Annotated in this window: 11 protein-coding genes and 1 riboswitch; of the genes, 8 read left to right on the top strand and 3 right to left on the bottom strand. The window is 33.5% G+C overall.

The genetic code is table 11. The features are described from left to right. Positions 1–29: 29 nt before the first annotated feature. Together ACFS5M_RS00400 and ACFS5M_RS00395 are read right to left on the bottom strand one after the other, a co-directional pair. A complete protein-coding gene (locus tag ACFS5M_RS00400) occupies positions 30–1,271 on the bottom strand; it encodes an ammonium transporter (RefSeq protein ID WP_183484204.1) in 1,242 nt (413 codons plus the stop codon). 7 nt (positions 1,272–1,278) lie between these two features. Next, positions 1,279–1,617, bottom strand: a complete 339-nt coding sequence (locus tag ACFS5M_RS00395) for a P-II family nitrogen regulator (protein WP_183484201.1) — start codon at positions 1,615–1,617, stop codon at positions 1,279–1,281. Between the two features lie 228 nt (positions 1,618–1,845). Continuing rightward, positions 1,846–1,956: riboswitch (SAM riboswitch) on the top strand. 53 nt (positions 1,957–2,009) lie between these two features. On the opposite strand from ACFS5M_RS00395, the gene ACFS5M_RS00390 reads away from it, so the two are divergent. The 6 genes from ACFS5M_RS00390 to ACFS5M_RS00365 all read left to right on the top strand — a co-directional run bounded on the left by ACFS5M_RS00390 (position 2,010) and on the right by ACFS5M_RS00365 (position 10,038). Continuing rightward, positions 2,010–3,014 (top strand): homocysteine S-methyltransferase family protein, encoded by a 1,005-nt coding sequence (locus ACFS5M_RS00390; protein WP_183484198.1) that lies wholly within the window; start codon positions 2,010–2,012, stop codon positions 3,012–3,014. Then, positions 3,011–5,683 (top strand): methionine synthase, encoded by a 2,673-nt coding sequence (metH, locus tag ACFS5M_RS00385; RefSeq protein WP_183484195.1) that lies wholly within the window; start codon positions 3,011–3,013, stop codon positions 5,681–5,683. The genes ACFS5M_RS00390 and metH overlap by 4 nt, the downstream gene beginning before the upstream one ends. Positions 5,684–5,854: 171 nt before the next feature. Further along, a complete protein-coding gene (metF, locus tag ACFS5M_RS00380) occupies positions 5,855–6,811 on the top strand; it encodes a methylenetetrahydrofolate reductase [NAD(P)H] (protein WP_183484192.1) in 957 nt (318 codons plus the stop codon). Between the two features lie 75 nt (positions 6,812–6,886). Next, complete coding sequence (locus ACFS5M_RS00375; RefSeq protein ID WP_183484189.1) at positions 6,887–8,149, top strand: pyridoxal phosphate-dependent aminotransferase; 1,263 nt, start codon at positions 6,887–6,889, stop codon at positions 8,147–8,149. Positions 8,150–8,189: 40 nt separating this feature from the next. Beyond that, positions 8,190–9,287 (top strand): acyloxyacyl hydrolase, encoded by a 1,098-nt coding sequence (locus ACFS5M_RS00370; protein ID WP_183484186.1) that lies wholly within the window; start codon positions 8,190–8,192, stop codon positions 9,285–9,287. 4 nt (positions 9,288–9,291) lie between these two features. Then, the gene (locus tag ACFS5M_RS00365; protein WP_183484183.1) at positions 9,292–10,038 is read left to right on the top strand and encodes a head GIN domain-containing protein; all 747 of its coding nucleotides are present in this window, start codon (positions 9,292–9,294) and stop codon (positions 10,036–10,038) included. 5 nt (positions 10,039–10,043) lie between these two features. On the opposite strand, the gene gldA is transcribed toward ACFS5M_RS00365, so the two are convergent. After that, positions 10,044–10,937 (bottom strand): gliding motility-associated ABC transporter ATP-binding subunit GldA, encoded by an 894-nt coding sequence (gldA, locus tag ACFS5M_RS00360; RefSeq protein ID WP_183484180.1) that lies wholly within the window; start codon positions 10,935–10,937, stop codon positions 10,044–10,046. A gap of 277 nt (positions 10,938–11,214) precedes the next feature. Between gldA and ACFS5M_RS00355 the strand changes: the two genes are divergently transcribed. Further along, complete coding sequence (locus ACFS5M_RS00355) at positions 11,215–12,042, top strand: prephenate dehydratase (protein ID WP_183484176.1); 828 nt, start codon at positions 11,215–11,217, stop codon at positions 12,040–12,042. Then, positions 12,042–13,181 (top strand): pyridoxal phosphate-dependent aminotransferase, encoded by a 1,140-nt coding sequence (locus ACFS5M_RS00350; RefSeq protein ID WP_183484173.1) that lies wholly within the window; start codon positions 12,042–12,044, stop codon positions 13,179–13,181. The genes ACFS5M_RS00355 and ACFS5M_RS00350 overlap by 1 nt, the downstream gene beginning before the upstream one ends. The last annotated feature ends 2 nt before the right edge of the window (positions 13,182–13,183 follow it).

The following is a 13,183-nucleotide window of genomic DNA, read 5'->3' as shown; positions in this document are numbered from 1 at the left end:
TTTATTGTAATCGGTTTATAAAAGTTAAACTAGTGCTCGTTTAGTCTAAAATCAGGGTAAGCAACCATGCCATGTTCGTGAGCGTCTAAACCTTCAAGTTCTTCTTTTTTTGTGACACGAATACCTATAGTCTTTTTTAGACTATAAATAATTATAAATGAAGATATAATACATAAGGCGGCATATGCTAATATGCCTATTAATTGACTAATAAATTGAGATAAACTAGCAAGGTTTCCAAAAAGTCCCACAGCTAATGTGCCCCAAATACCACAAATTAAATGAACAGCAATAGCTCCAACAGGATCGTCAAGTTTTAATTTATCAATAAATGATACAGCAAATACAATTATTATTCCTCCAATACCTCCAATATAAATAGCGTCTAAAGGACTCATTTGATCTGCGCCTGCAGTAATAGCTACAAGTCCACCAAGGATGCCATTTAGAAACATGGTTAAATCAAAATTTTTATATTTTAATGTAGAAAACAAAACACATACAATACCTCCAGCTGAGGCTGCTAATGATGTTGTTACTAATACTAAAGATGTTGCTCCAGGTTCAGCAGATAAAACAGAACCTCCATTAAATCCAAACCAACCAAACCAAAGTATTAACACACCAGCTGTTGCTAATGGAATATTATGACCTGGAATGGCTTGAGGTTTGCCGTCTTTGTATTTTCCAATACGAGCACCAAGTAAGCAAACTGTAACTAAAGCGGCCCAGCCTCCGACTGAATGCACTAAAGTTGAACCCGCAAAATCATAAAAAGGAACATCTCTCATGTGTAAAAAGCCTCCTCCCCATTTCCATGACCCAGCAATAGGATAAATAAGTCCAATATAAACTAAGGTGAAAATCATAAATGCGCTTATTTTCATGCGTTCTGCAACTGCACCAGAAACGATAGTTGCTGCAGTAGCTGCAAACATACCTTGAAATAAGAATTCAGTCCAATACGTGTATCCTGAATTATAAGTTAAATCAATTACACCTTCACTATTTAAAGGTGCGTCTAGTCCAAAGCCAGAAAACCCTATGATGCCGAAAGAGCCCTCTTCAAAACCAGGATACATTAAGTTAAAACCAATTAAACAGTATAATAAAAGTCCAATAGTGATTATAAAAATATTTTTAAATAAAATGTTCAGCGTATTTTTCTGCCTAGTTAGTCCTATTTCTAAGAATGCAAATCCAAGATGCATTAAAAAAACAAGTGCAGTGCACACCATCATCCAAATATTATTTGAGGTTAAGATTTCCATTGTTTTTTTAATTTAAAGTTTCTCCACCATTTTCACCAGTTCGAATTCTATAAACTTCTTCGACGTTAGATACAATAATTTTTCCATCTCCAACTTTGCCAGTGGCAGCAGATTTTAAAATGGCTTTTATAGTGACCTCTTCAAAATCATCATTTACTATTATTGATAAATACCTTCGTTGAATATCACTTGTGCTATATGAAACACCTCTGTATACATGTCCTTCTTTTTCATTGCCTAAACCTGTAACATCCCAATACGAAAAGAAATTAACGCCTACATCATGTAGAGCATCTTTTACATCTGAAAATTTAGATTTGCGAATAATAGCTTCAATTTTTTTCATCGTTTATATATAAATACAATGTAAATTTACTCAAAAATGTTTATACCCTAAAAAAAATAGGGTGCATGGTTTGATTTTTACGAATATTTATTTTTATACCCTAAAAAATTATGGGTTTCTTTTTTTAAAAGCCATTTTATAGTTTTTTCAAAATAATAGGCTTGAAATTTGGATATTAAGTTTTTCTGTTGCAATATTGTTGTCAATTAAGTTCAATCATTTATTGAAATGTTATCATGAAAGGTAGAGGGATTAGACCCTGTGAAGCCTTAGCAACCCTTTATTTATAAAGAAGGTGCTACATTCTACAGATTATTTATTTAATTTGGCAGATAACCTAAAGTAATTTCCTTTTTACTTTCCTGATGGCATTTTGATATAATACAATCAAGATGTCAAATATTTATCAAGCTATTCAAAAAAACATACTTGTTCTTGATGGTGCCATGGGAACCATGTTGCAACGTTATAATTTTTCCGAAGCCGATTTTCGTGGTAAACGTTTTAAAGACTATCCAACTCCTTTAAAAGGTAATAACGATTTATTATCGCTTACACAACCCGAAGCCATAGCTGAAGTTCATGAAAAATATTTTGAAGCTGGAGCAGATATTGTTGAAACGAATACCTTTTCTGGAACTACAATTGCGATGGCAGATTACCAAATGGAAGATTTGGTTTACGAACTAAATTATGAATCGGCTAAGATTGCTAAACGCGTTGCTAATAAGTTTACTAAGCTTAATCCTAATAAACCACGATTTGTAGCAGGAAGTATCGGGCCAACAAACAGAACAGCAAGCTTATCGCCAGATGTCAATAAACCAGAATATCGAGCGATTACTTTTAATGAATTACGTCGAGCTTATAAACAGCAAGTAGAAGCTTTAATTGATGGAGGAGTTGACATCTTATTAGTTGAAACAATTTTTGACACATTAAATGCAAAGGCAGCTTTATTTGCTATTGAAGAAGTTAAGGAAGAAAGAAAAATAGATATTCCAATTATGGTGTCTGGAACCATTACTGATGCTTCTGGACGTACTCTGTCTGGACAAACCGTTGAGGCTTTTTTAACTTCTGTTTCGCACATTCCCTTATTAAGTATTGGATTTAATTGTGCTTTAGGCGCAGAACAGCTTAAACCATATTTACAGCGATTATCTAATGAAACAGAATTTTATACCTCAGCACATCCAAATGCTGGTTTGCCAAATGCTTTTGGTGAGTATGATCAAACACCAAAACAAATGCAGGCGTTAATAGAATCGTATTTACAAGATGGACTTATTAATATTATAGGAGGCTGCTGTGGTACAAATCCAGATCATATAAAGGCCATAGCTGAAGTCACTCAGAAGTATAGCCCAAGATCAATAAAAGAAGAAGTCTTATGAGTAATAGAAGTACAAAATATTTAACCTTATCTGGTCTAGAACCTTTAGTCGTAACTCCAGAAAGCAATTTTATAAATGTTGGTGAACGGACTAATGTTACTGGTTCAAGAAAATTTTTAAGATTAATTAAAGAGGGAAACTATAACGAAGCCTTGGAAGTGGCAAGACATCAAGTTGAAGGTGGAGCACAGATTTTAGATGTTAATATGGATGAAGGCATGCTTGATGGTGTTTATGCTATGACTACGTTCTTAAATCTTATTGCTTCAGAACCTGATATAGCACGTATTCCATTAATGATTGATAGCTCTAAATGGGACATTATAGAAGCTGGTTTGCAAGTCGCTCAAGGTAAATGTGTAGTAAATTCTATTAGTTTAAAAGAAGGTGAAGCCGAATTTATTCGTCAGGCTCAATTGGTAAAACGTTATGGCGCTGCAGTTATCGTTATGGCTTTTGATGAAACAGGTCAGGCAGATACTTACCAAAGACGTATTGAAATTTGTAAAAGATCTTATGATATATTAGTTAATCGAGTCAAATTTAAGGCTCAGGATATCATTTTCGATCCCAATATTTTTCCAGTTGCGACTGGTATGGATGAGCATAGAAAAAATGCCCTTGACTTTTTTAATGCCACCAAATGGATTCGGGAAAACTTACCTTATGCCAATGTTTCTGGAGGTGTAAGTAATGTGTCGTTTTCTTTTCGAGGAAATGATACAGTTCGTGAAGCGATGCATTCTTCGTTTTTATATCATGCGATTAAACATGGAATGAACATGGGAATTGTTAATCCAGCGATGCTCGAGGTTTATGATGAAATCGATAAAGATTTATTAGCACGTGTAGAAGATGTTTTGTTTGATAAAAGGGCAGATGCTACAGAACGATTATTAGATTTTGCCGAATCGGTTAAAAGTCAAAAGAAAGCACAAAATGTAACAGTTCAAGAATGGAGAAATGAGTCTTTACAGGATAGAATCACACATGCTTTGGTAAAAGGTATTGATACGTTCATTATTGAAGATGTTGAAGAAGCTCGTTTAGCCTCAAAACAACCTATTGAAGTCATTGAAGGACATTTAATGAATGGTATGAATGTGGTTGGTGATTTATTTGGCAGTGGAAAAATGTTTTTACCGCAAGTGGTAAAATCTGCTCGTGTAATGAAAAAAGCAGTGGCTTATCTTCAGCCTTTTATTGAAGCAGAAAAAGATGGTAAAGTAGAATTTGCAGGTAAAATTTTAATGGCAACCGTAAAAGGTGATGTACATGATATTGGTAAGAATATTGTGAGTGTGGTTTTGGGTTGTAATAATTATGAAATTATCGATTTAGGAGTTATGGTTCCTCCAGAACGAATAATTGAAATGGCGATAAAAGAAAATGTCGACATTATTGGTTTAAGTGGACTAATCACACCTTCATTAGATGAAATGGTTTATGTGTCTAAAGAACTAGAAAAGCAAAATGTAAATATTCCATTAATCATTGGAGGAGCAACAACGTCAAGAGCACACACTTCAGTTAAAATTGCTCCAAATTATAGCAATACTGTAGTGCATATAAATGATGCCTCTAGAGCAGTGACTGTCGTTGGAAATTTATTGCAAAACGATAGTCAGGTGTATAAAGATCAAATTAGAGCAGAGTATGATAACTTTAGAGCTCGGTTTTTAGATCGAGGAACACATAAGACATATGTTTCTATTGAAGCGGCGAGAAAGAATAAATTCAAAATCGACTGGAAAGCCTCAAAAATTATAAAGCCAAAACAACTAGGAATTCAAGTAATTGAAGATTTTAATATCACACAACTTGAAGCGTATATTGATTGGTCACCTTTTTTTAGAAGTTGGGACTTACATGGTAAATATCCAGAAATTTTGAATGATGATGTCGTTGGAAAGCAAGCTACCGAACTGTTTTCTGATGCTCAAGAATTGCTAAAACGTATTTTTGATGAAAAGTTATTGAAAGCAAAAGCAGTTTTCGGATTGTTTCCAGCAAATACAATAAACAACGATGATATTGAGGTCGATGTAAAGCCTAGCAAATTAAACTTTTTAACCCTGCGTCAACAGTCTAAAAAAGCAGAGGGAAAACCAAACTTAGCGTTATCTGATTTTATTGCACCAAAAGACTCGAAAATTCAAGATTATATTGGTGCTTTTTGTGTGTCTACTGGATTTGGCACACAAGAATTGGCTGAGCAATTTGAAGCGCATCACGACGATTATAATGCTATCATGGTTAAAGCTTTAGCTGACCGTTTAGCAGAAGCTTTTGCAGAATATCTGCATAAAGAAATCCGAACTAAGTATTGGTGTTATAATCAAAATGAAAATTTATCTAATGCCGATTTAATTAAAGAAAGTTACCAAGGGATTCGTCCAGCACCTGGTTATCCAGCATGTCCAGATCATTTAGAAAAAATCACCATTTGGAAGTTGTTAAATGTTGAAGACAACATAGGTGTACAATTAACCGATAGTTTGGCCATGTGGCCAGCAGCTAGTGTAAGTGGCTATTATTTTGGCCATCCAGAAGCAAAGTATTTTGGCTTAGGAAAAATTACTGAAGATCAATTAAAAGATTATGCAAAACGACGAAATATATCACAAGAAGAAGCCAGAAAATGGTTGAATCCTAATTTGGTTGATTAGCGCGTTAGTGATTGAAGCGACATCCTTTTTTGTCTGGTTGAGCTGTCATCTCGAGCGAAGTCGAGATGCGAAACCTTTAAGCAAAAAAGATATAGCGGAAAGCACGACCTTTAGGTAACGCCCAAAAAATAATTATAAAAAAAATAATTCCCATGATTGGGGAACATAAACATGAAAGTAACTGACCACATAAAAAACGCCAACGGAAACACACAGTTTTCATTCGAGATATTACCACCTTTAAAAGGGCAACACATTCAATCTGTTTTTGATAATATTGATCCTTTGATGGAGTTTAAACCACCTTTTATTGATGTGACTTATCATCGAGAGGAATATACATATAAGGATTTAGGTCATGGATTGCTTAAAAAACAAGTAGTAAAAAAGCGACCAGGAACGGTTGGCATTTGTGCTGCAATTCAAAATAAATATCAAGTAGATGCGATTCCTCATATTTTATGTGGAGGCTTTACTAAGGAAGATACTGAAAACTTCTTAATTGATTTGGATTTTTTAGGGATTGATAATGTGATGGCTTTACGTGGTGATGCTGTAAAAAGTGAAACGTATTTTAAACCAGAAAAAGAAGGTCATAGCTATGCCAGTGAGTTGGTTTCTCAGATTATGGAACTTAATAAAGGCAACTATTTAGATGATGCTTTGCAAAATTCATCAGCTACGAATTTTTGTTGTGGTGTTGCTGCTTATCCCGAAAAACATTTAGAAGCTCCGAGCCTTGAAAGCGATATTCATTTCTTAAAAAAGAAGATAAAAAGTGGAGCAGAATATATTGTCACACAAATGTTTTTTGATAACCAAAAGTATTTCGATTTTGTAAAAAAATGTAGAAATGAAGGTATTAAGGTTCCTATAATTCCTGGACTAAAACCCATTGCAACACGAAAACAATTGAATATAATTCCACAACGTTTTAATGTTGATTTGCCTGAAGATCTTATCCTTGAAATTGTGAAATGTAAAGACAATAGTCAGGTGAGAGCTGTTGGTATAGAATGGTGCATCCAACAGTCTAAAGCACTTCAGAAATCTGGAATTCCAGTGTTACACTATTATTCTATGGGGAAAAGTGATAACATAAAAGCGATTGCTTCAGAATTGTTTTAAAAAAGAAGTTGGAGTTATTTAGAAATCACTCAATATAGCTTACTTTTACAAAAACGAAAACGTTATTGTTAAGGTATGAAAACATCAAAATTAGCCGAAGGTTTAAAAGGGTCAGAAATCATTAAAATTGCTGGAGAAGTTAATGCTTTGAAAGCACAAGGTGAAGTGATTTACAATCAAACTATTGGCGATTTTGATTCTAGTATATTTCCTATTCCACAAGAATTAAAACAAGAAATAGTTTCGGCTTACCATGATAATCAAACCAATTATCCGCAAGCTAATGGTATGCAAGTCTTAAGAGAAACGGTTTCGAGTTACCTTTCAGCAAATCTTGGGCTTGATTATGCATCAGATGAAATTTTAATCTCAGGTGGTGCACGACCATTAATTTATGCCACATACCAAACCATTCTTGATCTTGATGATACTGTGTTGTATCCTGTGCCTTCATGGAATAATGATGCTTATACTTATCTGTCAAGAAATAAAGCGGTTATTATTGAGACTAAACCTGAAAATAAATTCATGCCTACAGCTCTTGATATTAAGCCGCATTTACAACACGTGAATTTAATTGCGCTATGCTCGCCGCTTAATCCAACAGGAACCACGTTTAAAAAGGAAGTGTTATTAGAAATATCTCAGCTTATAGTAGATGAGAACAAACGCAGAAAATCGCATAATTTGAAACCATTGTATGTGTTATATGATCAAATTTATTGGCAATTAACGTATGGTGAAACTGTACATTATAATCCAGTAGAACTAGTTCCAGAAATGCGAGATTACACCATTTTTATTGATGGTATTTCTAAGGCATTTGCAGCAACAGGTGTTCGTGTAGGCTGGGCTTTTGGTCCAGTACATGTGATTAACAAAATGAAAGCAATGCTAAGTCATATAGGTGCTTGGGCACCAAAAGCAGAGCAAATCGCAACAGCTTCTTATTTGCAACAAACGTCTTCGGTTTTAAACTATTTACAGCATATAAAAGAAGAGCTAAATTATAGGTTAATTGAGTTCTATAAAGGATTTAATACTTTGAAAGAAAAAGGCTTTTCAGTTCAAGCTATTGAGCCTGAAGCTGCTTTGTATTTAACGGTTCAATTTGATTTAATAGGTAAAAGAACTGCATCAGGTGAAGTGCTAAATAGCATTCAAGAAGTGACAAGCTATTTGATTAATGAAGCTAAATTAGCAATTGTGCCATTTTATGCTTTTGGGACATCTACAGGTTCGAATTGGTTTAGGCTTTCGGTTGGTACTGCAAAAAAAGATGATATTGCTACTATTTTTGAACTGCTTGAAACTGCGCTTGAAAAATTAAATGAATAAGTTTTAAGATTTTATATACATTTGCTTCATAAGATTTATAATGAAACACTTAACTGCCTGCTTATTCTTTTTTATTTTTTGTGTCACTTTTTCACAAGAAGAAAAAAAACCAACCTCCTCATCTTTTGATGTCAATTATTTTACAGGAAACATCGCTTTGCATAATGATGATATTTTGCATCTTATTAAAGGTCATCCTGAAGGCACTATTTTAAGTTGGAATAAGAAAACTTTTGGTGAAAATCCTTGGCAACAGCGCTATAATTATCCAGATTATGGAGTGTCTTTAATCTATCAAGATTTAAAAAATGAGGTCTTAGGAAATAACATTTCTTTATATGCGCACTATAATTTTTACTTTTTAAAACGAAATTTAATGTTTCGTATTGGTCAAGGTTTAGCTTATAATTCAAATCCTTATGATAAAGTTGATAATCATAAAAACGTGGCTTTTGGTTCTCATATTTTAAGCAGTACGTATATGATGCTTAATTATAAAAAAGAGCGCATCATAGATCGGTTTGGTCTGCAAGCTGGGTTTTCATTAATACACTATTCAAATGCGAACGTTAAAGCGCCAAATACAAGTGTAAATACGATTGCGTTTAATGTTGGTGTCACTTATGATTTAGATGAAGAAGCCCAAGAGTATATTAAAACCATAACTAAAGAAAAATTCACTCAACCTATAAAATATAATTTGGTTTTTAGAAGTGGTATAAATGAAAGTGATGTGGTTGGAAGTGGGCAATATCCATTTTATATTATTTCGGCTTATGCAGACAAACGCTTAGGACATAAAAGTGCTGTTCAATTAGGAACAGATGTGTTCTTTTCTAATTTTTTAAAGGAATATATAAAATACAGACATGTGGCTTTTCCTGAAGAAGGCGAAGATGGTACAGCAGATTATAAGCGTGTTGGAGTATTTGCAGGTCATGAGTTGTTTATTAATAAAATGTCGTTAGTGACTCAAATAGGATACTACGTGTATTATCCTTACGATTTTGAAGGTAGAACTTATATTAGAGTTGGGTTAAAACGTTATTTTGGAGAAAAATGGTTTGCGGCATTAACCTTAAAATCTCATGCTGCTAAAGCTGAAGCTGTCGAACTTGGAGTTGGAATTAGATTATAAAAAAATGAAACATTATATATACTTAATTTTAGCCTTATGCATTCTTTCTTGTGATAGCGAAAGCGCTAACGATTGTTTTCAAGAGTCAGGAAATAGCATTCAAGAAGAGTTTATAGTGTCAGATTTTGAAAAAATCTTGGTGAATCGAAATGTCGAATTAATCCTTAAAGAAGGTCCAGATATTCAAGTTATTATTGAAACTGGCGAGAATCTTTTAAATGATATAGACGTTAAAGTTGTCAATAATGAATTACAGCTTACAGATAACAACATCTGTAATTATGTACGCGATTATGCAAGCACTAAGGTTTATGTTACTGCGCCAAACATCACACACATAAGAAGCTCGACTCAATTTGACATTTCTAGTGATGGCGTATTAAACTATGATAGTTTAAGATTGTTGTCTGAAGACTTCAGCGCCTCAGGAACTTTTACTGTAGGCGATTTTAAGTTAGTAGTTAATACGCAAAACCTAAGAATAACAAGTAACAATATTTCATCGTATTACATCTCTGGAGAAACGGAAGATTTATTTGTTGGGTTTTATTCAGGAACAGGACGTTTTCAAGGGGAAAACTTAATAGCTCAAAATGTCGATATATACCATAGAGCAAGTAATGATATGGTTGTTCATCCGCAGTTGTCACTGACTGGTGAACTTCGAGGCACAGGTAATCTGATTTCATTAAACGTACCTCCAACTGTTGAGGTTGAAGAATTATATACAGGAAGACTTATCTTTCGGTAGTATCATTAACTCGTCAATTCTCTAAATAAAGTTTCTAAACTTGCATTCTTTTGGTTAAGCTGAAGAATTTTTAGTTGATTATCATGAGCAAAATCAAAAACATGAGAACGCATATCATCAGCTGTTGCAAAGGTAATTTCGTAAACAAAATCATGCGTGTTTTCTACAGCTTTTACTTTTGGAAGCTTTAGTAAAAAAGCATCTTCAACACGATAATCAAATTCAACAACAACGACTTGTTCTTTTTCAGTTTGTAAGGCCTTTAAAGTGGTGTTAGCGACGATTTCACCTTTGTTGATAATAATTACACGATCGCACATGGCTTCAACTTCTTGCATAATGTGTGTTGATAGGAAAACCGTTTTTTCTTTGCCGATGTTTTTTATCAAGTTTCTAATATCAACTAATTGATTAGGATCTAATCCAGTCGTTGGTTCGTCTAAAATTAAAACCTCAGGATTATGTAAAAGCGCATTAGCTAATCCAACACGTTGTCTATAACCTTTAGAGAGCTGGCTTATTTTTTTATGTGCTTCAGAAGTCAAACCAGTCAATTCAATAACCTCATTAATTCGGCTTTTAGCAACACCATATACTTGTGCATTAAAACTCAAATATTCTCTAACGTATTGCTCTAAGTAAAGCGGATTGTGTTCTGGTAAGTAACCAACACTTTGTTGTACTTGTTTGGTATTCGCTTTTGTATCATGTCCATTAACTTTAGCCTTACCATCACTAGCATCTAAGTAAGTCGTTAAAATCTTCATCATGGTGGATTTTCCTGCGCCATTTGGACCTAAAAAACCAACAATTTCTGATTTGTTCACTTTAAAAGAGACTTGGTTTAAAGCTTTTTGAGTGCCATATACTTTTGAAATGTTTGTGACTTCTATAGACATGAATATATTATTTGTTCAAAAATAGTAATTATATAATTTAAAGGAATGATTACTATTAAATCTTTAAAACTTAAACGTAGATATTAAAAAACTATTTCAACAATTTTGTTTTTTCATATTATTAATTACTTTAGCTATTCAATATATGAATACGAGTACAAATTTTACATATTACAATTGGTTTTATTTCTTTTTTAAATGAAGAAACGAGATGGTATATGTGAAATTTAAAACTATAAATTAAACAACAAGTCTCGATATATCGAGGCTTTTTTTTATGATAAAATCTGTAGCAATTCAAGGTATTAAAGGGTCTTTTCATCATATTGTTTCTAAACATTATTTTGGAGACCAAGTCGCAATACATGAATGTTTGTCATTTGATAAAGCAGTACAATGCCTATTAAATAAAGAAACAGATGCTGTAATTATGGCTATTGAAAACTCTATTGCAGGATCAATCATTCCTAACTATGCATTAATAGATAGCCATAATTTATGTATTGTTGGAGAAGAGTACTTAGATATTCAGCATCATCTTATGGCGTTGCCAAATCAAAGTATTGATGATATTACTGAAGTGTATTCACATCCTATGGCATTGCTTCAGTGTAAAGCGTTTTTTAAAACCCAACCTCATATCAAGCTTATAGAGGATAAAGATACAGCTTCTGTTGCTCAACGAATTCAATCAAAAGGGCTTAAAAATGTAGGTGCCATAGCAAGTACTTTAGCTGCTGAACTATTTCAACTTCATATTTTAGCCAAAAGCATTCAAACGATTAAACATAACGAAACCCGTTTCGTTATTGTGAAGCGCGAAAATCACGAAATCCCTGAAGCTGATATTAATAAGGCATCACTTAAATTTGAATTAGAACACAAACGTGGTAGTTTGGCAGCGATGCTTAACGTCATGAGTGACTGTAAGCTAAATTTAACTAAAATACAATCGTTGCCAAAAATTGAAACCCCTTGGAAGTATGCTTTTTTTGTTGATGTGACTTTTGAGGACTTAAAGAATTATAAAAAGGCAAAGGCAATATTAAAAATTATGGCTCAAGACTTTAAAGTTTTAGGCGAATATAAAAACACCAAACACTAATGGATGTAGCAAAACGATTACATACTGTTGAAGAATATTATTTTTCGCGAAAACTAAGAGAGGTAAATCTGCTTAAAGCGAATGGAAAGCCCATTATTAATTTAGGTATTGGGAGTCCTGATTTACAACCACCTCAAAGAGTTATTGATGCGATAGGAAGTAGTTTAAATGATGCGAATGCGCATAAATATCAAAGTTATCAAGGTTTGCCAGAGTTACGCGAAGCCATTGCTGCATTTTACAGAGACCAATTTTTGGTGCATATTAGTCCAATGACAGAAGTACTGCCGCTTATGGGAAGCAAAGAAGGAATCATGCATATTTCTATGGCTTTTTTAAATGAAGGCGATGAGGTGCTTATTCCAAACCCTGGCTATCCAACCTATGCTTCAGTGGCGAAGCTGATTGGTGCAAAACCTGTGTTTTATGATCTTGAAGACAGTAAGGGTTGGCTTCCAGATTTAAAACAATTAAGACAAACTGATTTAAGTCAAGTAAAAATTATGTGGATTAACTATCCTCACATGCCAACTGGCGCACAAGCTACTGAGCAGTTGTTTGAAGACTTGGTCGATTTAGCAAAAGCGAATAACATTTTAATCGTAAATGATAATCCGTATAGCTTTATTTTAAACTCAGAACCAAAGAGCATTTTAAGTGTGAGAAAAGCTAAAGATGTGTGTATAGAATTAAACTCTTTAAGCAAAACCTTTAACATGTCTGGTTGGCGAGTTGGTATGGTTTTGGGATCTGCTAAGCATATTGAAGCGATTTTAAAAGTAAAAAGTAATATGGATTCTGGGATGTTTTATGGTATTCAAAAAGGCGCCATTGAAGCTTTAAATTGTTCAAATATGTGGTATATGAGTTTGAATAGTGTGTATGAACAACGACGAGAATTGGTTTGGAAATTAGCTGATGCTTTAAATTGTACTTACGATAAAACAGCTTCAGGTTTATTTGTTTGGGCAAAATTACCACCACATTTTAAATCGGAAGAATTTATAGATCTTTTATTAAAAGAAAATAACATATTTATTGCTCCAGGAACTATTTTTGGAAGTCAAGGTGAAGGCTATGTTCGATTTTCTTTATGTGCATCAACAGAAGATTTAGAAGAAGCTTTAGCAAGACTATAATT

This window comes from Lacinutrix iliipiscaria (genome assembly GCF_042686125.1).
In the GTDB taxonomy this organism is placed as follows: domain Bacteria; phylum Bacteroidota; class Bacteroidia; order Flavobacteriales; family Flavobacteriaceae; genus Oceanihabitans; species Oceanihabitans iliipiscarium.
Note: the sequence above shows the minus strand (reverse complement) of the source record. Positions and strands in the feature narration are given on the sequence as shown.